Origin of the sequence: Rhizobium leguminosarum bv. viciae USDA 2370, from assembly GCF_002008365.1 — a bacterium.
GTDB classification, from domain to species: Bacteria; Pseudomonadota; Alphaproteobacteria; order Rhizobiales; family Rhizobiaceae; genus Rhizobium; species Rhizobium leguminosarum.
In genome coordinates this window covers 50,937-74,789 of sequence record NZ_MRDL01000037.1, presented here as the reverse complement: position 1 = coordinate 74,789, position 23,853 = coordinate 50,937, and the positions used below count along the sequence as shown (strand labels likewise).

The following is a 23,853-nucleotide window of genomic DNA, read 5'->3' as shown; positions in this document are numbered from 1 at the left end:
AGCAGACGATTGGAGCAGATCCGAACCGGGCAGGACATCGATCGCCGCGACTTATTCGAGAACCCGACAACAGCGTTCCGGCCGTCGGCCTACTGGTTCTGGCATTCGATCCCGACAGAGGAGGTCTGCCACGCGCAGCTTGCCGATTTCAAACAGAAGGGGATCGGCACGATCCTGATCCAGGCTCGGCTTGCGATGTCGCGCGACGACTACCTGTCGCCGGGCTACCTCGTCGCCTATCGCGCCGCGGCCGGCATCGCCGCCAAGCTGGGGCTGAAGCTAGGGATCTACGACGACTATAACTGGATCAGCGGGCACGCCGGCGGCCGGACAGTCGTGGACCGCGACGACCTGCGCGAGCGCCATCTTTTCTGGATGTCCTCAGGAGATCCGCGGGGTGAGATCAGTGGCATTCATCCGCCTTTCACTCGGAAGATGGGATCGGACATTTTCGAGTGGCAATATGAAGGCGGTCGGGTCGAGTGGTGCGAATGGATGGTCGCGTCGGCCCTGCTGCATTCCTCCGGTGAGGTTGGCAGTCTGGACGAGATTGTCGATGTGACCACGCAGACATCAGTCGTTAGAAGCGACGGTGTTTCCTGCACCTACGCATTCGACGGGGAGATTAAAGACGGCCAGACGATAACGGTATTCATCAGCGCGCGCTCCACGACGTCCCGGCTGATCAACTACCTCCTGCCGGAAGCCGCGGAGCGGTTTATCGACGTCGGGCTCGATCCGCTCGTCGAAGCGCTTGGTGATCTCGTGCCTGATCCCGTCGGTTTGGTCTTCTATGACCAGCCGGCGGCCGGCTTTTACAAATGGGATCAGATTTCGGGCAGTCTTGGCAACAGTCTGCTATTTGCTTCGACGCTGCCGGATGCCGTTTTGCAAAACACGGGCCAGCCGTTCGCCAAGACGCTGCTGGCGCTGCTGCGCAATGTCGGGCCTGACACCTTGCGGCTGCGCGCGCAATTTTATGCCGCTTATTCAGCCCTGATGAACGATGCCTTCTCGGGCACGCTGCGTCGATGGGCCGAACGCAAGGGCATCGCACTCACGGGGCACGAAATCCTGCCGCATATCAGTTCGTGGGCCTTGAACGGGGGCTTCACCAGCATTGACCCCAGGGTCGCGCTTGCCGTGGATTTCTTCGGCATCGATGCCTACAGGCATGAGACGACGGTCGACTCCAACAATTTCGTCGCACAGCTGGCGCCCAAGCTCGGCGATTCCGTTGCCCGCTCGAATGGCCGCAGCCGCTGTGTCGTCGAAACCTATGCCAGTGCCGAGCGAACGCCGGTGCGCGCCGCCGGGCAATGGGAACTGACGCTGGAGACGATGCGGGCGCAGGCAATCCGGCTTTATTGCCTCGGCACTCGCCAGTTTCTATGGCACGGCGTCTACCAGACGGATGGGCGCGACAACGATCCGACGCCCTTTACCAATCCGCGTTTCGATTTCGCGCCGGGCATCAACTTTGAGCCCTGGTGGGGCTATCATGACCTGTTTTCGCAGGAGACCGCGCGTATCTCAGCCTTCATCGAGCCGGCCACACCCCGCACCCCGGTCGCAATCCTCTATCCACTTCATACCGCCTTCGCAGAAGGCCCACGCCACGGCCATGCCACCCACATCGGTGCATGGTGCGAAGGGCTTCTGGCCAGGCGCTGCGACTTCATGTTCGTCAGCGAGGCCGATCTGGCCAAGGCGAGGATCGAGGACGGCCAGATGCTGGTCTCGGGGCTTGTCTTCGATGCCCTGATCCTGCCATCGGTGACCGTGCTGGAGACGAAAAAAACGGTGCGGGCACTGGAGACCTTCCGCGCCGCTGGCGGTGTCGTCTGGTCCTCCGGAGATCGCCTGTCGACCGTTTGCGATGCCACCGATCCGATGGCTGCGGTGGCGTCGACGCATATCGATCGGATGCCCGGCGGCAGCGATATCGACGCGCTGCTGGCAGGGCTTCCGCCGTCCGGTCCTGTCATCACCGGCCATCCCGCGGACCGGCTCTGGCAATGGGCCGGATACGAGGACAATGGCTGGTGGCGGATCGTTCTCTTCAACGATGGTGAAGCCGCGCTGGAAAGTGAGATTTTCTTCAATGACGGTTTCGACTGCGAAGTCTGGTCCGCCACGACAGGCAAGATCGAGGAGGCCGCTGCCTTCAGTCAATTGACCGTCACGCTCGAAGCGCAGGAAGCGCGCTGCCTCCGCCTGCGTCAGACAACGCATGGGGGCGCAGGCGATGGCCATCTCTCGAACCAGCCAGCGCTTGACCCCGCGCGCGCCGTCTCACTTGTCGATGGTTGGAGTTTTGCGCCGGCGGCCAATGCGGCATTCGTGCCGATTTCGGTTGAGACCGGATGGGAGACGCAGGGATTTGCCGATTTGTCCGGCACCGGGATCTACCGGCTGGCGCTGGAGATCGGCGACGAGGCCGACTGGTTTCTCGAGTTGCCTGACGTCGCGACCGTGGTCGCCGCCAGCCTGGACGGCCGGCAGATCGATCGGCGGGGCTGGCGGCCCTATCGTTTTGCGCTCGGCCGGTTGCGTCCTGGCGTCCATTCGCTCGAGTTGCGCGTCGCCAACACGGCGGCAAACCGATATTACGCCAACACGCCTTATCTCGGCGATACGGCCGACAAGAGCGGCCTGTCCGCAGTACCGAAACTTATTCCGCTGACACACTGACCGGAAGTTACAGAGCCATGCTACAACATTCGACAATCCCCCTGATGCGTGCCTGGAACAGCTGGTCAAGCCGGCCGGCCGAAATGGTCTTCCTGCCGCTCGGCGTGCGGATCACGCCGGTTCTGTATTCAACGCGTAGCAGGACGACCTCCGCGATAGAGCCGCGGCGCGACGCCGTTCGCCTCGGCCGTCACACCATTGACGGCTCGTTGATCGAGCTGGAGACAGACCTCAGCGGTACGACGGTCTCGTTTTCGACGACCAAGACCGACCCCTTCGCCGTACGCGGCAGGTGGACCGGCAAGGTGTCGGCCGAATGGGGGCTGCGATTTTGGGTGACGCTGGCGATCTCCTCCGATGGCGGTGAGGTGGCGGTCCATGATGCGGCACGCAACATTACGCTGCTGAAGGTTGGCACGCGATTCGTGGCGGTCGCGACCGCCGAGGCGCCGGTGCACGTCACCGGCCACGACACGATCGACGCGCTGCGGGCGGACTTCGAGGAGAACGGCTATTTCTACACCGCCACGCGCAAAAACGAAGCGCCGGTGATCGCCCTGCGCTTCAATCTTGAGATGATGCGCCAGGGCGCCTATGCGGCGGGCGTCGCCGACAGCGCCGAGCTCGCGATCGCAAAGGCGAAGGCCTGCCTTGCGGCCGGCGCGCCGGCTGAGCTCGCCGTGGCGCAGACCGGCCTGTTCGAGGGCGCCCTCGACGCAATGCGCGACGTGGTCGCCTGGAACACCATCTGGGACGAGACCAACGCGCGGCCCTATACGGCGGTGACGCGGATTTGGAATCTCGGGAAATTTGCCGTCTGGTTCAACGACCAGATTTTCGCGGCCCTTCTCGCCGGCGTGTTCGACGCCGATCTGGCGCGCGAAAACATGGCGACCGCCATGGCCGGCGCAACGCCGCAGGGCAATATCGCCTGCATCGTCACCTCCAACGATGCCTGGGTCGATCGCACCCAGCTGCCGTTCGGCGCGCTCGTCGTCTGGCAGCTCTACCAGCGGACCGGCGAACGGTCGATGATCCAGGCAAGCTACGACGCGCTGGTGCGCAATCGGCGCTGGTGGCAGGACAATCGCGATCCCGATGGTTTCGGCCTGCTGTCCTGCGGCACCTCTGATGTAGGTGAGGGCCTGTACAAGGGCACTGCCTTCGGCGCGCGCAACGAGACCGGCATGGACAACTCCGCGACGCATGACGAAGCGATCTACGATCCCGTCACCCGGACGCTCTCGACCTTCGACCTCGGCCTCAACTGCGCGGCCGCTCTCGATGCCGAAATGCTCTCAAAAATGGCCGTCGTGCTCGGCAAGCATGACGATGCCCGCCAATTCGCCGCTTTGGCCGAACGCCACCGGACGCTGATCTCGGAAACGCTCTGGGATGAAAGTCGCGGCATCTTTGCCAATCGACAGCGGCGCGGTGGTTTTGTCCGATCGCTGTCGCCGACCAGCTTCTATCCGCTGCTTTGCGGCGCCGCGACGCCGGCTCAGGCGTCGCGCCTGCTTAAACATCTGAGCGACGAGACCACTTTCGGCGGGGACTTCGTGCTGCCGAACGCGACGCGTGACGATCCGGCCTTCGCCGACAACGTCTACTGGCGCGGCCGCATCTGGCCGAATGTCAACTACATGGTCTGGCTCGGCCTGCGTCGCTACGGTTTCACGGCCGAAGCGAGCAAGCTCGCCGGCCAGAGCTACGACCTGTTCATGAAGAACTGGCGCGAGGATCGCATCGCCTCCGAAAACTACAATGCCGTGACCGGCGAGGCACTGGACCAGGGTGACACCGACCCGTTCTACATCTGGGCCGCCATGCTGCCATTGATGGCAACCGGCGAAATCGTCGAATTTGATCCGTGGACGGGCTGGACAGTGCGCAACACCGGCCGCGACCTGGCGCTCGGGCCAATGTTGTCGCCATCGGGGACTTTGCATCTGCAGGTCGAGGCCGCTGCTTTGTCGATGACGCTCAATGGCCGCGTGATGTTGCGGACGGACCTGCAAACGACGCTGTCGCGCATCGTCATGAGCGATGGACGACTGGCCTGCACCATCGCGCCTGTTGCCGCAGCTGGCTACATCGATCTGCCTCGGTTGGATATCGGCGATGTCCTTGCTGTTCGTCTTGATGGGCGGGGGATCGGCTATGTTGCAAGCGCAGAAGGCATACGCCTCACGATTGCTGAAAGCGCGCAGGACCGCCGACTCGACATCTATTTTTCCGCTGCAGACGCAAGGTAGCGCTTGACACCTGTCATTTCGTCATTAATAGTTTGTATGCAAATAAAAAAATAAAAAGACTGATTTCAAAGATCAGAGGGTTTGAACTAAAGGTCCACCGACAATCGAATGATTTAGGTGGGTCATTATCGAAGTACGGCACCGATATCTCGGTTATGAAGTCATGTTCCGCTCTTTGCGGCGCAGGCTTTTGCTCGCCTGGAAATCATGCGCCTCGAGCCTTCGCTCTCCTCTGGTTATAGTTGGTACACAAATTAGTTGATGTGCATTTGGCATGTCTTCTGTTTTCGGCCTTGCCGATCCGTTGAGGTCGCTGACCGCGGTCACGATCGTCCATAACTGTGTATGTTCAAGAGGGGTGCCACAATGACTGAACTCACCAGACGCAACACCATGAAATTAATGTCCGCGGCGCTTGTCGCTGGCGTCAGCTTCTCTAGCCTCCCGCGCAAGGCTTTTTCGGCGGGCACCATCACGGTCCTGAACTGGCAAGGCTACGGAACGGACGAAAAATGGTCTGTCGAGGCTTTCGCGGCAAAGACCGGCATCACGGTCGTTCACGACTACTATAGCTCGGAATCGGAAATGCTCACCAAGCTGCGCACCAATCCGGGGGCTTATGATCTGGTTATCCTCAATGCTGCGCGTTGCGCCCAGGCGGTTGCCGAAGACCTGCTGCAGCCGATCGATTTCAGCAAGGTTCCAAACGCCTCAACGGTCGATGAGACCCTCCGCGCCAACCCGAACTTCAGCAAGGACGGCAAGGGCTATGCCGTTCCTTGGGTCTGGGGCATGACCTCGCTTGCCATCCGTGAAGGCATGACCGTTCCCGACAGTTATGCGGTCCTCGCAGACCCGGCCTATAAGGGTCGTGTTGCCATGGACGACGACGCCATCATCAATGTCGGTGTCGGCGCGCTGATGAGCGGGCAGGACATCAACGATCCCAAGGATCTGGCTGCTGTCACGGCCGCACTGAAGTCCATCAAGCCGAACGTCAAGTTGCTGTGGTCGACGGAAGACCAGTGGAACAAGTCGTTCGCCGCCAAGGAATTCGACCTGTCGCTGTTCTGGTCGGGCGGTTCAGTACGCTCCAAGCGCGTTTCCAAACTTCCGGTTCAGTTCGTAGTGCCTAAGGAAGGCGGCGTCGGTTGGGTCGATGGTCTCGGGATTCCGTCATCGGCGCCGAATCCAGAAGGTGCTCTTGCCTTCATCAACTGGATGATCGATCCGACATTTTATGTCGAGTGGGCAACCAAGATAGGGGCGCCCGCCTCGTCGAATTCGGCAGCCCTTTCGGCACTCCCCGCCGACGATCTCACGCGTTTGGTGCACAAGACCGAGTACTTAAAGACGACGTCCTTTGTCTCGGGCATTCCCGACGACCGCCGTGAAGCCTTCAACAATATCTGGCAGGAAGTGAAAGCCTTCTATGCAGAATGATCGAGTGATTTCAGCGTCAGAGCGCGGACCTTCGGGTCCGCGCAGCCGGCGCCCGCTCCCCCCATGGATATCGACGACGGCACTGCTGCTGCCGACCTATGGATGGCTGACACTTGCCGTTTTCCTGCCGCTGCTGACCATGCTCGTGTTCAGCTTCATGTCCGCGACACCGATGGGCAAGGCCCCGATCGTCTTTACGCTGAAGCAGTACCGCGCGTTCATCGACCAACCCTATCTGGTCGGGATCGGCATCACGTCGCTGCTGATCGGTTTCTGGACGACGCTGTTCTGCGCAGTGCTGGGTTTCCTGGCGGCTGTGGCTTTGGTCCGCTCGACCTTCGGCAAGACGCGTGAGATGTTGTTGATCCTCATTCTCCTGCCATTCTGGACCAACGGTCTTGTGCGCGTCTTTTCGTGGACCATGGTACTCCGGGAAAACGGCTTCCTTGACAATCTCCTGCATATGATCGCGCCCGATGCCGGATCGATCGGTTTTCTTTATACGCGCTATGCCATCGTGGTCGGTCTTGTTCACGGCTATCTGCCCTACATGATCCTGACTTGCTACATCGCGCTTGTGGCTATCGATGACGCGATCATTGAGGCTGCATCGAGTCTCGGCGCGCGCTGGTGGACCATTTTGTTCAAGATTTTGGTGCCGCTCGCCGCACCCGGCCTGATTTCTGGCTCCGTTCTGATCTTCATTCCGGTGATCGGCTCTTTCATGGAACCGCGCATCCTGGGCGGACGTGTCGGCGTCACCATGGGAACGGTGATCGAAGACCAGTTCACGCAGGCCTTCAACTGGCCGCTGGGCGCATCTTTGTCCTTTACGCTTCTGGCCGTCGTGCTCGCCATTTTCGCAACCTTCTCCGGCGCTCTGCGCCGTGGCACGGTAGCTTGAGGAGAGGATCATGAAACCGCTTGGCCGTATCTATCTCATTGCGATCCTTATCTTCCTCTACACGCCCATTCTCGTGATGATGGCAATGGGGTTCAACGCATCGCCGCTCTATGAACTGCCCTTCAGCTTCTCGTTGCAATGGTATCAGGCTCTGTCGAGCAACACCGTGCTTCTGACGGCTGGCCTGAACAGCATCGTCATCGCCACGATCACGGCAGTGCTGGCGACGGCGCTTGGGACCATGGCTTCGGTGGCGCTGTCGCGACGGACATTCCGCGGCAGGAGCCTGCTGCAGCTAATGCTACTGCCGCCGATTGCCATTCCGTGGCTGATTACCGGCACGGCGATGCTGATCTTTTTTTACTGGAGCGGCATCGGGCGTGGCATGCATGCCCTGCTGATCGGCCACGTCGCACTCGCAATCCCCTATGTGGTTCTGGTGGTCGGGACCGGCTTCCGTACTATTCGTGCCGATCTGGAAGAAGCAGCCATGAGCCTCGGATCCACACCGGTTCACGCCTTTTTCTCGGTGACATTGCCGCTGCTCTATCCGAGCATCCTAGGCGCCGCGCTGTTTGCCTTCGCGGTTTCGCTCGACCAGTTCGTGATTTCCTACTTTCTCGCAACGCCCGGCTACACCACGCTGCCGGTGCAAATCTACTCCTCGATCCGCAAGGGCTTCACCCCCGAAATCAACGCGATCTCGACCGTACTTCTGCTCGGCTCGATGACGATCATCCTGATTTTTGCGCGTTTCGCCAAGCCTGGAGACACTCGTGACAAACGTTAAAGTCAATTCCGTCGCCAAGACCTACGGCACCACGCCCGTCCTGTCGGATATCACCACCGAGTTTCCCGAAGGCTCCTTCACCAGCCTTCTCGGCCCATCCGGTTCCGGCAAGACCACGCTTCTGCGCATCATCGCGGGCTTCATCAAGCCGGACCAGGGTATCGTCAGGATCGGCAACAACGATGTCACCGACATCCCTGTCTGGGGCCGCAACATTGGCATGATGTTCCAGTCCTACGCACTTTTCCCGCATATGACGATCGCCCAGAACGTCGCCTTCGGTCTCGAACGTCGAGGCATCAAGGGCGCCGCCGCGCGCAAGGAAGTTGATCGGGCTCTTGAGATGGTCCGTCTTCCCGGCTTCGGCGACCGCACGCCCAAGCAACTGTCCGGGGGTCAGCAGCAGCGCGTCGCACTGGCCCGCGCCATCGTCATCAAGCCGAGCGTACTTCTTCTCGACGAGCCGCTGTCGGCGCTCGATCGCCGCCTTCGCCAGGAGATGCAGGTCGAACTGCTGCGCATCCAGCGTGAAAGCGGCCTGACGACGATCTTCGTTACCCACGACCAGGAAGAAGCGCTGACGCTGTCCGACAAGGTGGCCATCCTCGACAAGGGCCGCATCGTTCAGATCGGCGAGCCGGAAACCGTCTACGAACGGCCACTGACGCGCTTTGCAGCGGAATTCCTCGGCGATTCCAACTTCCTCACCGGGACGGTGGATAATGGAGCCGTGCGTCTGGCCGATGGGACGGTCGTCCGGACAACTGGGACGTTGCCATCAAGCGGATCCAAAATTACGCTTGCGGTTCGCCCGGAAAAGATGTCGATCGTATCTGGTCCGACGGACGGCAATAGCCTAACGGCACGCATCACCACGGTCATCTATGCAGGTCCCGTGCTTTCCTATCTGCTAGAGACTGCCGATGGCCTGCCGCTGAAGCTGTTTGCGCAGAACCGCGATGGGAAGATTCTGAGCGATGGAGACAGCATCACCCTGAGCTGGGCCCCGGAACACACCGTCTCGGTGGCCGACTGATCATGGCAACCGCGCCGCTCTCCAAGAATACGTTGCATGTCGTCATCGACATGCAACGTCTGTTTGCCGAGGAAACGGCGTGGCATACACCAGCAATCGCCGACATTCTTCCGAACGTGCTGGCGCTCAGCCAAGCGCGCCCGTTCGACACGATCTTTGTCCGATTTGTGGTTCCGCAGAACGCGGAAGATGCAAAAGGCCGCTGGAAGAACTACTATCGCCGCTGGTCATCGGTGACGCTGGATGAGCTCGACGCGACCGTGCTGGATCTGGTCGCGCCGCTGGCGGCGATCGCCGGTCCTGGCTCCATCGTCGACAAAGAAACCTATTCCGTCTTCGGTTCGCCTGGTTTCGCCCGCCGCTTGCAGAACTCGGGAACGGACACTCTGATTTTCTCAGGCGTCGAGACAGACGTCTGCGTCTACGCGAGCGTTCTCGATGCGGTGGACGCCGGCTACCGGGTCATCCTGGCCGAGGATGCGCTGGGAAGCGGTGACATGAAAGCGCACGCCATGGTAACCGAGATCTTGGTGCCGAGGCTTTCGGAGCAGATCGAAATCTTATCGACAGAAGCCATCCTGGATTTATGGCGAGACTGAGTTCGACAATGCGATTGCCAATCACGACGAACAGGCAGATTTGAGAGATCCGATGGATGTTCCCTTCAAAGACAAAGGCGGCCGCAGGAAGGCGGCACAGCCTAAGGTTCAAGGCCAGCAGGCCGAGTATGCGCTTGGCGAACAGATCGGCTTCTATCTGCGGCAGGCAAACCAGCGGCACGTGGCGATCTTTGCGAGCCTGATGGCGGAGAAACTGACCACGACCCAATGGGCAGCGCTGGTCAAGCTCAACGAACTGCAGCCCTGTTCGCAGGGCAATCTCGGCCGTGAAACCGCCATGGACATGGCGACAATCAAGGGGGTCGTCGATCGACTGGTGAAGCGCGGGCTGGTTCACACAGCACCCGACGCAACCGACGCACGGCGGTTGGTGCTGACGCTGACGCCGGACGGCGAGGCGACGGTGGCTCGCAACCTGTCGGTCGCACTGCAGATTTCGCAGGAAACACTGAGTAACCTGACGGTTGCCGAGCGCATGATGCTAATGGAACTCCTTCAGAAAATCTGCTGAGCCGACGCCTGCCGTAACCTCGGAGACTACCCATGTTCCAGCTCAGCGAAGACGAAATCCCATCGCTCGTTGGCCAAATGACCGTCGGCGAAAAGGTCGCTCTACTGAGCGGACGCGGGCTGTGGAAAACGGCATCGATCGAAAGGCTCGGCATCCCTTCGGTCGTCATGACCGATGGTGCGTATGGCGTGCGCTATTCGACCACCCAGATCGATGCCGGCGACAACGACGAAGACAGTCTCCAGGCATTCCTCGATCTCGTCGGGCAACAGGGCGATGGGCCAGGCGGCATGTTCGGCGCCACCCGCCCGGCCACATGCTTTCCAAACGGCAATCTGCTTGGCTGTTCCTGGGATATCGATCTTGCCTACCGCATGGGGGCGGCACTTGCGGCCGAGTGCCAGGATTTCGGCGTTCATCTGCTACTTGGCCCCGGCATCAACATCCGGCGCACGCCATTGGCTGGGCGGGCCTACGAATATTATTCCGAGGATCCCGTCATCAGTGGTGAACTCGCTGCTGCTGTCATCTCAGGCCTGCAGGATCATGGCGTCGGCGCCTCGCTGAAGCATTTCGCCTGCAACAATTCGGAAATCGAGCGAACCACGACCAGTTCTGACGTCGACGAGCGGGCCCTGCGCGAAATCTATCTGGCGGGCTTCGAGCGGGCAATCGAAAGGAGCGCGCCGTGGACCGTGATGAGCGCCTACAATCCGCTGAACGGCATCCAGGCAGCCGAGCATCATTGGCTGCTCCGCACCGTGCTGCGCGAGGAATGGGGTTATGACGGACTGGTCGTCTCCGACTGGCATGCGATCAAGGATCGTGGCGCCGCGCTCAATGCCGGCACCGAACTCGACATGCCGGAAAGCCAGCCGCGCAAGGCGCGCCTTCACGCCGCGATCGAAGCCGGCGACGTGCCGACTGAGTTGATCTATGCCGCCTGCGCCAGGGTTCTGGCGTTCGTGGTCAAGTGCAAGATGCACGAGGAGCGCGGCACGGCGGCGGATCTCGACGCGCATCATGCGCTGTCACGCGAAATCGCGGCGGAGTCGATCGTGCTGCTGCGCAACGTAGGCAAGGCGCTGCCACTTGATCCCGGCCGCCCGGGCGAGCTTCTCATCGTCGGCGATGGCGCTGTCATTCCGGTCATCCAGGGCTCCGGCTCGGCCACCACCAATCCTTATCGCGTCGACAGTCCCTTGGCTCAGATCGCCAAGCGGGCCGGAGACACCTTGACGGTGCGGCATCAGCCCTTCTCCTGCGCCGCGCAGGGGGACCTGTTGGCCTCGATCGAGGCGATCGTTGAGGCTGCGTCACGCGCCGATGTCGTTGTGGTGTTCGCGGAAAACGAGAAGAGCCGCCACGGCGAAGGCAATGACCGCGACACACTGAAGCTCGCCGCCAGCCACGACGCCCTCATCAAGGCACTGGCGTCAGCCGGTCGCAAGATCGTCGTCGTGCTGTCGATGCCGGATACCGTCGAGATGCCGTGGCTCCACGATGTTGATGCCGTGCTTGCCAGCTTCTATGCCGGGCAGGGCGGCGGCGAAGCGATCGCCCGTATTCTGTTCGGCGAGCAGAACCCTTGCGGTAAACTCTCTGCCAGCATGCCCGCGCGCGTGAACGATATTCCAGGCTGGCACACCTACCCGGGCGAGCACGGGCGGCATGTCTATAGCGAGGGTATTTTCGTCGGGTATCGGTTCTATGATTTAAAAGAAATCGTCCCCGCTTTCCCGTTCGGGCACGGGCTCAGCTACACCTCGTTTACGTATGAGAATATGGAGCTCGACAAGAGCGAGATCGGCGCGGATACGAGTTGCACGGTGCGTGTTACTGTCCGTAACAGCGGATCGGTCGCCGGCAAGGAAGTCGTCCAGCTTTATGTGCGCCCGCTTGCGCCCGGCCTGAAGCGGCCAATCCGCGAACTCAAGTCCTTCGCCAAGCTGCATCTGCAGCCTGGCGAGACGAAGACGGTGAGCTTGACGCTGAGGCAGCGCGATTTCCGCTATTTCGATACGGCACGCTCCGCTTGGGTTCTCGATGCGGAGGCTTTCGTGATCGAAGCTGCGGCATCCTCGCGCGATATCCGCTTGTCAGTTACTCTGCCATGTAAGTTGCCCGCTCCTGTGTTGCCACTGATTTCGCCCAATTCTCCAACAGCCCTCGTCTTTGCCCACCCTAGGGCTGAGGCTGTTCTTGTCAGTTTCTTCGTCGCCAGGCTTTCGATCTCAAGTGCAGAAGCTACGGCGCTTCTTGCAAAAACGAAGGGGTCCTTTCTCGGATTCTACGACACTTTGAGCTGGTATGTCGGAGATAGCGTCAAAGAGACGGATATCGCCAAGATCTTTGCAGGACTAAACGACCATTGACCTGAGGGCCGAAATGACAACCGCAATATACGCAACCGACCCCCTTTTTGCTGCCGAAGAATGGATAGCAGCTGGTCGTGATGTTTCGATTGCGACCGTGATCGAAACCTGGGGTTCGGCGCCGTGTTTGGCGGGCAGCCATCTAGTGGTCGACGCTGATGGCAATTTCGAAGGCTCGGTCTCCGGCGGCTGCATCGAAGGTGCGGTGATCACGGCGGCCATCGATGTGATTGCCGACGGCAAGGCGCAGATGCTGGAATTCGGTGTCGCGGACGAAACTGCCTGGCGAGTCGGCTTGTCCTGCGGCGGGCGCATCCGCGTCTATGTCGAAAGGATCGGCTGATGCGCCTCAACAGTCTGCAAAGCCTGAACGCCGCGCGTCGAAAACGTGTTGCCGCAGTGCTTCTGACCGATCATCATGCCGACGAGGAGCATGTCATCCTGGAAGGTGACCCGATCGAGGAACCGTTTGTCGCACTCGTCGAACGTGCCTTTCGGTCCGGCCGCTCTATAGCCTTCGACAGCGCTTCCGCAAGCGGCTTCGTCAACGTTTACATGCCCGCCCCGCGTATTGCCATCATCGGCGCCGTCCATATCAGCCAATGTCTGACGCAGATGGCAAGGCTCGCTGGCTTCGATGTGCGGGTCATAGACCCTCGCACGGCCTTTGCGACGCGGGATCGCTTTCCTGACGTGCTGCTGTCCGCCGATTGGCCTGCCGATGCGCTTACGGCCGATCCGCTCGACCGTTACACCGCCTTGGTCGCGCTCACCCACGATCCGAAGATCGATGATTTTCCCCTGGCCGCGGCATTGCGCACCGGCTGCTTCTACATTGGCGCACTCGGCAGTCAAAAGACCCACGCCGCGCGGACCGAACGCCTTGCCGCGGACGGCTTTGGCGCCGATGCACTTTCAACCATCCACGCTCCGATCGGGCTTGATATAGGTGCGTCCAACCCCGCCGAGATCGCCGTGGCCATATTGGCTCAGGTCATCCAGGCGCTTCACTCGCGCCGCCCTTCGCTCTCCTGGGATGGGCCGCAATGAAACGCCCTCAGTTCTTGCCGACGACGCTGGCTGGTCGCCTCATGCGCTACGACCTACGGAAGAAGCCCGTTCGAAGCGGCATGTACTATGCCAAGGCGACCTTGTGTAGCTGGAGCGGGCAGGCCTTCGTCAAGGTGACGGCAGCCCGCATCGGCGATACCATTCGGAGAGATGCCGCCGCCCATTGCCGATGAAGCCCGCGACTGATCATCGTCGTCGGTGCATGGCGATTTCATTCCCGCAGTCCTGCGCGTCGACATCCCGATGGATCCGGGAAACCTCATGGTTTTTCGGCGAGATCGGTACCTGTTATGCCGTCGGGGATCCGGGGTTACGCCCGCGGCCCAAAACGGAATGGCTTCGATCGACTGCCGGAGCGGATTCTAGCAGGGGAACATCCCAACGGGTACGATATTGGTCGCATGGGCGTGGGTGGACTGCTAATGGAAATCCAGACAGGGTCGATGCCGCGTGAGACCTTGAAGGAGACGTCATTGCAGCCAAAGGTCGCAATCGTCCTGCTGGCGGCAGGAATGGCAACGCGCATGGGCCCGAACGGAGGTCACAAGCTGCTGGCTGCTTTTGACGGCATGCCGCTTGTTCGCCGGTCAGCCCTGATCGCGATGGGCAGCGATGCCGCATCGGTCACGGTTGTCGTCGGCCATCGCCAAGATGACATCCGCAAGGTCCTGGTCGATCTCCCGGTGACGATCATCGCAAATCCGGCCTACCCGGCGGGCATGGCAAGTTCGCTTACGACGGGCTTTGCCGCTGCCGCGGCCGACGACACGGAGGGCGTTCTCGTCATGCTCGCTGACATGCCGGGCGTGACCACAGACGATTTGAACAGAATGATCACCGCGTTTCGCGACGCCAATGGCGCATCTATTGTTCGCGCCGTATCGCAAGGCAAGCGCGGAAATCCGGTCATCCTGCCGCGGGCGCTGAACGATGCCGTTCTCCGCCTGGAGGGAGATGTGGGCGCCCGCCATCTGATCGAAACCTCCGGGCTGGCGGTGACAGACGTCGAGATTGGTGATGCGGCGCAGATCGACGTCGACACGCCGGAGGCGATCATTGCGGCCGGCGGGACACCTGCTGGAACAGTCTGAAGGCTTATAATGTTGACTGAGCCAACCTCGGCGAGCCGTGATCTCGTCGTACGGCTGTCACTGACGGCTATCTGCTCGACAAGCTAGCCAGGGACGGCGCCTGTGTTCGAAGGGCTATGTCACGTTGTTCGCTTAATCGCCGACAAAGCGTTTGCCGATGAATTTACGCAGTTGCGCCGGTCACGACTTTCCAATGCGCTGATGCGATGACTATGGGTGCCGAGGGCTGAGCGTTTCTGGTGAGACGGGACGAAATAGTTCTGGTTGCTGAAAAGACCGAGATGAAACGTTGAAAGCCGCCGGCAGATCGAAATCCATGCATCATCCGTTCTCGTTTTCGAGGTGGCACATGAGAATTCTCAGCGCGATTGTTCAGGCCCATATTGCGAAGCAGGTAATAGTGCATTGCGTCCTTGGTCTGATAGTACTCCACGAGGCCCATCGATGCCGTTGCCCGCCGATTTTCCGATCTTTCGCCGTCTACCGTTAGGTAGCCATGAACGAAGATCGATGACGGGAGCAGCACTTCGGCAGACAGGAGTATCGCTGGCCATTAAATCGCGTGAAACTTGGAAATTTCCTTGCCGACAAAGTGGGAGGGCTCGCCTTGCTGTGCCCAGTTTCGCCAGAACAGGGTTTCGTCGGAACCGTAATCGAGCCTTCTGAGATAGTTCGCCAGAGCATCGAACCAGACATAGATAACGTCGTTGCTCCCAGGCACGGGCACGCCCCAGCCGCGTGCTCGTTCAGCACTACGCGAAGGCGCGCAAATTCATCGCAAAATTCTCGAGCAGCTCTGACACGTATAGCGTGGTGAAGGGCGAATACATTGCCATGCGCCTGGCCGCGCTTTCAGGTCTGAATGTATCGCCTGTAAAGGTCGTCCGAGCGTCGGGGAAGGACGTATTGCTTGTCCAGCGCGCTGGCAACGCTTGGTATCGCCGGTCGATGGTATCCGCCTTGACCATGCTCGAGCTCGACGAAATGCACGCGCGATATGCAAGCTATCAGGATCTGGCTGAAAGCGTACGCGTTTTACCTCCGTTCCTGAAACATTGAGAGAGCTGTTTTCTCGCCTTTGCTTCAATGTCCTCGTTGGTTGGCAGACGGGTTGCCGACACTGGCTATTGCGCCTTGAAACGTTGGCGGTAGAGTGGGCGGCCAAGTTGCCGACGACGCTATCCTCGAACGGCCGCTTCAATTGCCGCGACGTCGATCTTCTGCATCTTCATCATCGCGTCGAAGGCTCTTTTTGCTTCAATCCCACCAGTTCTCATGGCATCCATCAAAACGCGCGGCGTGATCTGCCACGAGATTCCCCAACGGTCCTTGCACCACCCGCATTCGCTTTCCCGTCCGCCATTTCCAACGATGGCGTTCCAATATCGGTCGGTTTCCTCCTGGTTTTCTGTCGAAATCTGGAATGAGAATGCTTCACTGTGTTTGAAGGTTGAGCCGCCGTTCAATCCGACGCAAGAGACACCGGCAACCGTAAATTCGACAACCAAAACGTTGCCGACTTTTCCATCCGGATAATCGCCGGGTGCTCGAATAATGGCTCCGACAGCGCTATCAGGGAAAGTCTGCGCATAAAAGTTTGCAGCTTCCTCGGCATCTTTCTCGAACCAAAGGCAGATCGTGTTCTTGGCCATTTCAGTCCCTTTCATGATTTGGTGTGAGGGGTCTAGCAGTCGTCATGATTGAAAGACGGACGAGTTATCGAGGAACCGACATCATCCCAAAAAGATTCTTTGGTCGGCAACGGTAGCGATATCGGCGCGGGAGATGACGGCGGAGAAAATCGTCGTCTTCAAGCGATAAGGTTCGTCATCCAAATCTTATTTGCCCAAGGCGACGATGGGGCTCTTGAGACGATATGAACTTCTGACCCGTCAAAGATCAAACCGCTGCCCGCGTCCATCGAACAGGACCAGCGCACTCCCGGTTTAGTGCTCAATGACCCGGTAAACTGCGCTCGGCAAGGTGACGCGCGAGCGTCTCTAAAAAGCAAGGTTGCGACGAATGACTTCAGGCGCTCGGCAAATTGATTTGGGCCAGCCGACTCGTCCCAGCCGGGCTGAGTCAGGCGCTTAATTGTCCCTATAAGCTGTACCAGCATTGGACGGCTTCCCATTGAAGCGCGACCTCTACTCAATGAGCTGCGGCAGGCACTCTCCTTGAAGTAGCTGTGTAACGATGTCAGCGCGTCGCGCGTCTCAAATCTTGTCTAAAACCCCTAGAGCGGCTGCGGTTCTTCGGATCCTCGACGCGTCGAAATCCGCGTCGTTCTCCAGAGCTGTCACCTCCGCAACAGTCAGACCAGTAGTTTCTGCGACGTCGTCCAGCGAATAGCCGCGAGCCTGGCGAGCCTCTGCAAGCAGGGCGCCGATGGACGGGACAACAGGGGATTTCGCAATCTTCGAGGCCATGTTCATGTCGTTGAGGCTCCTTTTGGCGGCCGGAAAACGTGCAAACCGTTTTCTAGTTCCACCGCTGCCGACCGCGTCCGGCAGCGGACGATTTCTCGATTTCCGCGGGCGCTCTTTCTATCAGTTTGTGCGACGGAGTACAGATCTGACGTGATGAAGGAGCGGACGCCCCTTGCATGCGGCCGACGAGAGGTATCGTAGATGCCGCCTCAGGCGAAACAAACAGATCGAACTGCTGTCTTTCGCTACCTCGGGTTCATTCTTAAAACGACTCTTCAGACTACATCGTCCGACAGATCCGCTATAAGGGATCGCTCGTACAGATCAGGAGAAAACATGGAGACCGTGGAGATCAGCAACCGCAGTGACTTGGCGCTCTGGGCAATCCAACGCGCGCAAGCAATCGTTGCGGCCGAAGGTGCGGCCTTCGCGATGGCTGCTCGTGATATGAATGAGGAAGCGCTGGCGGAGACTGCCGCCGCACTTGGCAAGGCCATCAGCGATGCCATGCTCGAGGTCTTCGACGGCCTGCTAGAAGAATAGTCTCAAGCTTGAGTCTCGGGATAGCAGGCGCTTTCTGACCAATATTTTAATATAATTTTTGGTCAGTAATCGAGTGAAAAGCCAACTGAAATCCAAGGGTTGAGATGCGCGGCTGATTGCGCGCGGTATCGGGCTGCGCCAACGCGTGGATCGAAGTGAACAAATCTGAAATCTCGGAGCTGCTTGGTTGCTCCGGTTGCGCCGAGCCGGCGTCGCATGCGAAATTGAAGGCGCCTCCCCGGCATTCGATCCAGTGCTCGACCCATCCGGTACGGCGATGCGGGGCATACCGGTGCCGGGCACCGGGAAAGAGCAGGAAAATAGAGCCTTCGGGTATCGTTGTCGGTCTCCACCCGTCCGGTGCCCGCTCCCCGTCGTCATTCCCATGGTGGATTGCCGCGAACTCCTGGATCGCAACCCCTACTGCTATTGAACTTCGCCTTCCTGTTCAACACAATCTATATTCTGCTCAACACGGGAGATTCTTATGGCTACCCAACCACGAACTGTTGCGGAAAGCGAAGCGGAAGTCGCGTTGACTCGCAATAGGCTCGTACTTGAGCAAGCGAAGGCCGTCGGTCTCCTTGGTACGGCGAAGAATACCCGCTTGTCGGGGCGAGTGCCGTCGGAGTTGATCGAGGCAGCCAAGAAGCGTGCCCATGTTACATCTGACACTGAGTTGCTGGAATTGGCGCTTTCACGGCTGGCTCTCGAAGACGACTTTGGCGCACGTCTGGTGGGCCGCAAGGGCCGCATCCCGACGGATATCGATCTTGGGATTTGAACTCTCTGAAATCCCGCGATCACTAAAGCCCCAGAAGCACGTCGGGACGCTCGAGCGCAGGCCCCGACGAAGATCTTCCTTGGGCTGCCGACGAACCGGCAATCGGAGGGCCTCTGTTCCTGGATACGAGCGTCTACCTGGATGTTTCAAGGGCGCTCGCCGGTGGAGGTCGATAGGCTGATCACGTATCGCCTATGTCACCATTCGGCGGTCTGCCTGTCTGAGCTGACCCATGCCTTCGGCCGACTGGACCCTAGCGGAATAGCCGGGGGGCGCTGGCAACAGATGTAAACTGCCTGCAGCTCCACGACAACGCCGCGCGGTTTTGTCGGGTCTAGCCGTCTCGGTAGCCGCCGAGAACGTCGGCTGTCGCCTGCACCGCATACTGATGCTGTGAGGTGCGGGCAAAGCCCGCACCTTTTGCTCATCGCCTCAGTTCTTGGTGACGAAGTCCTTGACGTTGGCAGGCGTCACGAGCTGGAAGGGAATGTAGACCTTCTTGTCGATCTTTTCGCCCTTGGCGAGCTTGAGCGCTGCATCGAGCGAGCCCTTGCCCTGGCCGGCGGCATCCTGGAACACCGTGACGTCGAGATCACCCGCCTGCATGGCGGCAAGCGCGTCCTGCGTGGCGTCGACGCCGCCGACGACAACCTTGGTCATATCCTTGCCGGCTGCCTTCAGCGCCTGGATGGCGCCAATCGCCATTTCGTCGTTGTTGGAGATCACGGCGTCGAATTCGATGCCGCTGGAGAGCCAGTTGGTCATCAGGTCGGCGCCCTGGGTGCGGTCCCAGTTCGCCGTCTGCTCTTCGACGATCTCCAGACCCTTGCATTCATCCGTCTTGATGACGTCGTGGACGTCCTGGGTCCGCATGCGCGCAGCCTGGTTGGAGAGCTCGCCCATGATCACGACGGCCTTGCCCTTGCCGCCGAGAATGCGGCAGATTTCCTTGGTTTCCAGCGTGCCGGATTCCTGCTCGTTGGAAGCGACGAAGGCCTGCTTGTCCGGCAGCGTGTCGACGTTGACCGGCTGACGGTTGACGTAAACCAGCGGAATGCCGGCATCGGCCGCGAGCTTCGACATTGCCGTGGTCGCATCGGTATCGACAGGGTTGACGATGATTGCATCGACCTTGGAGGCGATGAAATTCTGGATCTGGCTCTGCTGCTTGGAAACGTCGTTCTGTGCGTCTTCAACCTGCAGCGTCACACCGCTGAGTGTCTTTGCATAATCGGTCATGCCGTTGCGCAGAACCGTCAGGAAATTGTCGTCGAATTTCGCCATCGAGACGCCGACAGTTTCTGCGTGAGCCGCCGTCGACATGACGAGCGCCATCGCAGTCCCCAGGATAAACTTTTTCATTTTACTTCCTCCACAAAGCGGTGCCCGGCTGCACCCTCCTCACGCCGGAACTCCAGGCATTTGCTCTGAAGCCTATTCTATCTCGCGATCGATCTCGTTACTCACCGCACTGACACACAGCTTCAAAGCGCCGGCGCGGCCGCCAACCGCCCATAAGAGCCGGACTCGTGTGGCTCAGCGCTTCAGTTGAGCCTTTTGTTTCACCGCGCTGGCCGAATCCTTCAAGTGAGCGCAAAGCGCGTGGATGGCATTCGCTATCTCCTCATGAGTTCCGTTTTTCCGGTGGAGCGAAATTGACCGCTTCACGAATCTCTACGCGAAATTCCGCAGCAATCCATCATTCTGGCAAGGAGCTCACTTGCATTCTTGAAAGAATGTTGAGGGAAATGAGGGAATCCCATCATCCCCAGATGTTTTCGGGATGACGATATCGAAGGGCACGAGCTGGCCGATCTCGGTTGAGAAAGTGATCGTTATTCCAGGTGCCCCCGACGAAATCCGGAACCCGGCAAGAAGCGAGCGCATCCCGAAAATTGGCGGGATTGCAAGCCTCAGAACACTGGAAATCGCTTGCGCCCTAGCCTCCAGCCAGGTCACCCAGATCTGCACTAATTGTCGAAATACCTTTGGGGTGACGTTCGTCCTTTTCGCTCAGTGAAACGCCCTTGTTGTTGCAAGGTGCAGCGGTGCTCCAAACTGCACTTCAAGGGTTGCTCCGCGTCGTCCGTCGGCGCGCGCGCGCTCCAACGGAAACGCTGAATGTCATTGGCATCTGTGACTGGGCCTGGCGTCGCAGCTGCCGCTACGGCAGCATAGTCTGTGATTTATAGAGGCGGAGCATCGTGGGGTTGTTGCCCGACCGCGAGATGGCAACGGCGGAAGCGTGGCTTGCCGTTCATCCAGGCATCACGGCCGTGTCGCACCGTTTCAGAACGCGTTCTGCGATAGCGAATGGCGTTGACGCTTCATTTGCAGATTGACCCGTTCAAGTTAGCAGAAGACGCCCACAGCTTCGCCCACTGAACTGGCAGGTCCTTGGGCTCAGAGCACCGAAACAACAGCCTTGGCGAGGTCGTCGAGCCGGTCTTCCCTGAGGCCCGCGACATTGAAGCGGGAATCACCAACCATATAGATGCCGAATTCATCTCGCAGGCGGTCGACCTGCGCTTCGGTCAGGCCGAGCCGCGAGAACATACCCCGATGGTCGGCAATAAAGTCGAAGCGCGAGGTGTTGGACTGGCGACGGAGCGCTTCGGCAAAGCCCTTTCGCAGGTTGAGCATACGAAGCCGCATAGCTTCTAGTTCGGACTTCCAGTCAGCGCGCAGTGTATCGTCCTCGAGGATAAGGCGGACGGCGGCGGCGGCATGGTCCGGCGGCATGGAATACAGCACGCGAGTGGTGGCGAGCGCCTGACTGCCAGCGATCTTTACACTTTCTGCGTCCCTGCCCATCAGGATGACGGCGCCGACGCGGTCGCGGTAGACCGAAAAGTTCTTCGAGCAGGAGGTGGCGACAGCCATTTCCGGCACCTTGCTTGCGAGCAGGCGAACGGCGGCGGCATCTGCCTCCAAACCGTCGCCAAAGCCTTGATAGGCAAGATCGATAAAGGGAAAAAGGTCGCGTTCGACGAGAAGATCCGCCACCAGACCCCATTGCTCGATCGTCAGATTGGCGCCGGTCGGGTTGTGGCAGCAGCCATGCACCAGAATGATGTCGCCGGCCTTTGCCTGCTTCAATCCCTTGAGCATGGCCTCGGCCTTCACCGTGCCGCTGGCGGGATCGAAATAGGGATAGGTCGCGATATTGAGGCCTGCAGCCTTCAGGATCGGTACATGATTCACCCAGGTCGGGTCGGAGAGCCAGACGGTGGCGTCCGGCCGGGCCTTTACCAATAGGTCGGCGATCGTGCGGAGTGCGCCCGAGCCGCCCGCTGTCTGGCAGGCGAACATGCGCGAGAGATCGGCCTTCTCGCCAAAGACCAGCTTCAGCATGGCCTTGTTGAAACCCTCATCGCCTGCCATGCCGACATAGGTCTTGCTCGTCTGGCTTTCATAGAGGCGCTTCTCAGCGTCACGCACGGCCCGCATGATGACGGTCGCACCCTGCGAATCCTTGTAGACGCCGACGCCGAGATCCATTTTCGTCGGCCGTGCGTCATTTCTGTACAGAGCCGAGAGGCTGAGGATCTTGTCTGGCGGCGCGGCAGTGAGGGTTTCGAACACGGCTTTTCCTTTGAATTAAGGTCGAATGCGGAGACGCTGCCCCGCGTCGGCTGAATCAATGCTCGAACTCGCTTTGCGACCCGGAGCGTATTGCGGCAAGAACCTGCTTTTGAAGAGCAACGAATTCCGACGTTGCAATCATGTCCTGGTTTCGTGGACGGGAAAGCCCGACGTGGAAAGTCGCGTTGATGCGTCCCGGATTGATGCTCATCGCCACAATTCGGTCGGACAGATAGACGGCTTCTTCGACATCGTGCGTGACGAACAGGACGGTCAGCCGATGCTCTTCCCAGATTTGGGTCAGCAGTTCCTGCATCTGGTGTCGGGTCAGAGCGTCGAGCGCGCCGAACGGCTCATCCATCAATAGCATTTTCGGTCGATAGGACAGGGCACGTGCAATGGCGACGCGCTGCTTCATGCCACCCGACAGTTGCGACGGAAATGCATCGGCGAACTTGGTGAGCTTCACCAGTTCAATGTGGTGGCGGGCGACATCCCGGCACTCGGCAGTCGGCAACCCGGCCGCCTGCAGGGCGAATTCAACATTCTGCTGCGCGGTCAGCCACGGCAACAGCGTGTAGGATTGGAAGACAACGCCGCGATCGAGCCCGGGACCGACGATCGGCGCTCCATCCGTCAGAAGAAGGCCATTGTCGAAGCCCTGAAGTCCGGCGACGATCGACAGCAGCGTACTCTTGCCGCAGCCGGAAGCACCGACCAAGGAGACGAATTCGTTGTCAGCGAGTTCCAGGTCGATACCGCTGAGGGCGTGGACGGGGCTCTTCCTGCCACCATACCATTTGTTCAGACCCTCGATCTTTAGTTTGGGTTCGCTCATCTCAATGCCTTGCAGCGTAACGGAAGAAGATGCGCTCCAGGGCCTTCATGCTTTGGTCTGTGATCAGACCGAGCAAGCCAAGGAGCAGGATGTAACCAATGATCGTCTGCGTCTGGAAATATCGCTGAGAGACGACGATCCGATAGCCGAGGCCGGACGTCGCCGCCACAAGTTCTGCCAGCACAAGCCAGGTCCAGGCCCAGCCGAGGCTGATGCGCAGCGTGTCCCAGATGCCGGGGAGGGCAGACGGCAGGACGATGCGGCGCAGGATCCTGGTTTCTGACATTCCGAGCGTACGGCCCAGTCCGACGAAGTCGGTCGGCACACGCTTGACGCTGTCCATGACCATCAGTACCTGCTGGAAGAAGGTTCCGATAAAGATGATGACGAACTTCTGGATATCGCTTGTTCCTGCCCACAGTATGGTCAGCGGAACGAAGGCGACAACCGGCATGTAACGAACGAAGTCGACAAAGGGCTCAATAGCCGCTTCCCACGTCTTGAAACAGCCGATCATGATCCCGATCGGGATCGCCAGGGCCGATGCAATAAGAAATCCGACGAGCATGCGATAGATGCTGATCCCGGCATCCGTCCACAGCGTGCCATCGACCGCCAGTTCCATCATCTTGGCCCACACCGCTCCGGGCGAGGGCAGAAAAATCGGTTTCACCCAGCCGGTGATGGTAGCAACCCACCACACGGCAAACAGCAGCGCAAAGACGGCAACGGCAATCAGAAAAAACGACCGGCCGCTGATCGGATCCCCGATCCGAAAGGCACCAGGTGGTCTACCGACGCCCGCGCGCGATGGCGCGCGGGACCTTTCTTTCGTTGTGGACGACAATTCTGAGCTAGACATTACGGTCCCGTTGGTGGCCAGA

General features: G+C 59.7%; 22 protein-coding genes and 5 pseudogenes. 18 read left to right on the top strand and 9 right to left on the bottom strand.

All coding sequences use genetic code 11. The features are described 5' to 3' along the window. Positions 1–9: 9 nt before the first annotated feature. From BS629_RS19380 to BS629_RS19320, 13 genes are all read left to right on the top strand, one after another. The gene (locus tag BS629_RS19380; RefSeq protein WP_018245256.1) at positions 10–2,694 is read left to right on the top strand and encodes a hypothetical protein; all 2,685 of its coding nucleotides are present in this window, start codon (positions 10–12) and stop codon (positions 2,692–2,694) included. A gap of 17 nt (positions 2,695–2,711) precedes the next feature. Further along, positions 2,712–4,949, top strand: coding sequence for an MGH1-like glycoside hydrolase domain-containing protein (locus BS629_RS19375; protein WP_018245255.1), 2,238 nt, complete (start codon positions 2,712–2,714; stop codon positions 4,947–4,949). A 366-nt stretch (positions 4,950–5,315) separates the two neighbouring features. Next, complete coding sequence (locus BS629_RS19370; RefSeq protein WP_032981498.1) at positions 5,316–6,392, top strand: ABC transporter substrate-binding protein; 1,077 nt, start codon at positions 5,316–5,318, stop codon at positions 6,390–6,392. Beyond that, the gene (locus tag BS629_RS19365; protein ID WP_018245253.1) at positions 6,382–7,296 is read left to right on the top strand and encodes an ABC transporter permease; all 915 of its coding nucleotides are present in this window, start codon (positions 6,382–6,384) and stop codon (positions 7,294–7,296) included. Before BS629_RS19370 ends, BS629_RS19365 begins: the two co-directional genes overlap by 11 nt. Before the next feature lie 10 nt (positions 7,297–7,306). Further along, positions 7,307–8,086 (top strand): ABC transporter permease, encoded by a 780-nt coding sequence (locus BS629_RS19360; RefSeq protein ID WP_018245252.1) that lies wholly within the window; start codon positions 7,307–7,309, stop codon positions 8,084–8,086. Then, entirely contained in the window at positions 8,073–9,122 is a 1,050-nt protein-coding gene (locus tag BS629_RS19355; protein ID WP_018245251.1) for an ABC transporter ATP-binding protein, read from the top strand. The genes BS629_RS19360 and BS629_RS19355 overlap by 14 nt, the downstream gene beginning before the upstream one ends. 2 nt (positions 9,123–9,124) lie before the next feature. Next, on the top strand, positions 9,125–9,721 hold the full coding sequence (locus tag BS629_RS19350) for a cysteine hydrolase family protein (RefSeq protein WP_018245250.1): 597 nt from the start codon (positions 9,125–9,127) through the stop codon (positions 9,719–9,721). Between the two features lie 52 nt (positions 9,722–9,773). Further along, a complete protein-coding gene (locus BS629_RS19345) occupies positions 9,774–10,253 on the top strand; it encodes a MarR family winged helix-turn-helix transcriptional regulator (protein ID WP_018245249.1) in 480 nt (159 codons plus the stop codon). A 32-nt stretch (positions 10,254–10,285) separates the two neighbouring features. Next, positions 10,286–12,628 carry a beta-glucosidase family protein gene (locus BS629_RS19340; protein WP_077988350.1) on the top strand — a complete coding sequence of 781 codons (2,343 nt, stop codon included), beginning with the start codon at positions 10,286–10,288 and terminating at the stop codon, positions 12,626–12,628. 13 nt (positions 12,629–12,641) lie between these two features. Next, the gene (locus tag BS629_RS19335; protein ID WP_018245247.1) at positions 12,642–12,971 is read left to right on the top strand and encodes an XdhC family protein; all 330 of its coding nucleotides are present in this window, start codon (positions 12,642–12,644) and stop codon (positions 12,969–12,971) included. Further along, positions 12,971–13,678, top strand: coding sequence for an XdhC family protein (locus tag BS629_RS19330; protein ID WP_018245246.1), 708 nt, complete (start codon positions 12,971–12,973; stop codon positions 13,676–13,678). Before BS629_RS19335 ends, BS629_RS19330 begins: the two co-directional genes overlap by 1 nt. Next, positions 13,675–13,872, top strand: a complete 198-nt coding sequence (locus tag BS629_RS19325; protein ID WP_018245245.1) for a hypothetical protein — start codon at positions 13,675–13,677, stop codon at positions 13,870–13,872. Before BS629_RS19330 ends, BS629_RS19325 begins: the two co-directional genes overlap by 4 nt. Before the next feature lie 300 nt (positions 13,873–14,172). Then, entirely contained in the window at positions 14,173–14,790 is a 618-nt protein-coding gene (locus BS629_RS19320; RefSeq protein WP_026242397.1) for a nucleotidyltransferase family protein, read from the top strand. Positions 14,791–14,953: 163 nt separating this feature from the next. On the opposite strand, the pseudogene BS629_RS19315 reads toward BS629_RS19320, so the two are convergent. Both BS629_RS19315 and BS629_RS38405 read right to left on the bottom strand, forming a co-directional pair. After that, positions 14,954–15,169: pseudogene (locus BS629_RS19315) on the bottom strand (IS6 family transposase); the annotation flags it as partial. Positions 15,170–15,220: 51 nt separating this feature from the next. Continuing rightward, a pseudogene (locus tag BS629_RS38405) lies at positions 15,221–15,511 on the bottom strand (class I tRNA ligase family protein); the annotation flags it as partial. 41 nt (positions 15,512–15,552) lie between these two features. Between BS629_RS38405 and BS629_RS19305 the strand changes: the two are divergent. Beyond that, a pseudogene (locus BS629_RS19305) lies at positions 15,553–15,890 on the top strand (HipA domain-containing protein); the annotation flags it as partial. Positions 15,891–15,968: 78 nt separating this feature from the next. On the opposite strand, the gene BS629_RS19300 reads toward BS629_RS19305, so the two are convergent. Next, entirely contained in the window at positions 15,969–16,442 is a 474-nt protein-coding gene (locus BS629_RS19300; protein WP_018245242.1) for a VOC family protein, read from the bottom strand. A gap of 564 nt (positions 16,443–17,006) precedes the next feature. Next, positions 17,007–17,225 (bottom strand): helix-turn-helix domain-containing protein, encoded by a 219-nt coding sequence (locus tag BS629_RS19295; RefSeq protein ID WP_018245240.1) that lies wholly within the window; start codon positions 17,223–17,225, stop codon positions 17,007–17,009. Between the two features lie 330 nt (positions 17,226–17,555). On the opposite strand from BS629_RS19295, the gene BS629_RS19290 reads away from it, so the two are divergent. Beyond that, positions 17,556–17,762: a hypothetical protein gene (locus BS629_RS19290; RefSeq protein WP_018245239.1), complete on the top strand. Its 207-nt coding sequence runs from the start codon at positions 17,556–17,558 to the stop codon at positions 17,760–17,762. Between the two features lie 46 nt (positions 17,763–17,808). On the opposite strand, the gene BS629_RS19285 is transcribed toward BS629_RS19290, so the two are convergent. Then, positions 17,809–18,099, bottom strand: a complete 291-nt coding sequence (locus BS629_RS19285; RefSeq protein ID WP_280806753.1) for an AraC family ligand binding domain-containing protein — start codon at positions 18,097–18,099, stop codon at positions 17,809–17,811. Positions 18,100–18,249: 150 nt separating this feature from the next. Here BS629_RS19285 and BS629_RS19280 point away from each other — a divergent pair, with 150 nt between their 5' ends. Both BS629_RS19280 and BS629_RS39830 read left to right on the top strand, forming a co-directional pair. Further along, positions 18,250–18,546 (top strand): hypothetical protein, encoded by a 297-nt coding sequence (locus BS629_RS19280; protein WP_018245238.1) that lies wholly within the window; start codon positions 18,250–18,252, stop codon positions 18,544–18,546. After that, positions 18,536–18,801: pseudogene (locus tag BS629_RS39830) on the top strand (hypothetical protein); the annotation flags it as partial. The gene BS629_RS19280 and the pseudogene BS629_RS39830, both read left to right, overlap by 11 nt. A gap of 177 nt (positions 18,802–18,978) precedes the next feature. Here the strand turns inward: BS629_RS39830 and BS629_RS19270 are convergent. Then, positions 18,979–19,908: a sugar ABC transporter substrate-binding protein gene (locus BS629_RS19270; protein WP_018244093.1), complete on the bottom strand. Its 930-nt coding sequence runs from the start codon at positions 19,906–19,908 to the stop codon at positions 18,979–18,981. 710 nt (positions 19,909–20,618) lie between these two features. Here BS629_RS19270 and BS629_RS39825 point away from each other — a divergent pair. Further along, positions 20,619–20,828 (top strand): annotated as a pseudogene (locus tag BS629_RS39825) (ISL3 family transposase); the annotation flags it as partial. A gap of 121 nt (positions 20,829–20,949) precedes the next feature. Here the strand turns inward: BS629_RS39825 and BS629_RS19255 are convergent. From BS629_RS19255 to BS629_RS19245, 3 genes are read right to left on the bottom strand one after another with little or no spacing between them, the layout of a single operon-like run. After that, positions 20,950–22,131 carry an amino acid aminotransferase gene (locus BS629_RS19255; RefSeq protein ID WP_018245236.1) on the bottom strand — a complete coding sequence of 394 codons (1,182 nt, stop codon included), beginning with the start codon at positions 22,129–22,131 and terminating at the stop codon, positions 20,950–20,952. Positions 22,132–22,186: 55 nt separating this feature from the next. Then, positions 22,187–22,969: an ABC transporter ATP-binding protein gene (locus tag BS629_RS19250; RefSeq protein WP_018245235.1), complete on the bottom strand. Its 783-nt coding sequence runs from the start codon at positions 22,967–22,969 to the stop codon at positions 22,187–22,189. Between the two features lies 1 nt (position 22,970). Next, positions 22,971–23,831, bottom strand: coding sequence for an ABC transporter permease (locus tag BS629_RS19245; protein WP_026188656.1), 861 nt, complete (start codon positions 23,829–23,831; stop codon positions 22,971–22,973). Positions 23,832–23,853: the final 22 nt, after the last annotated feature.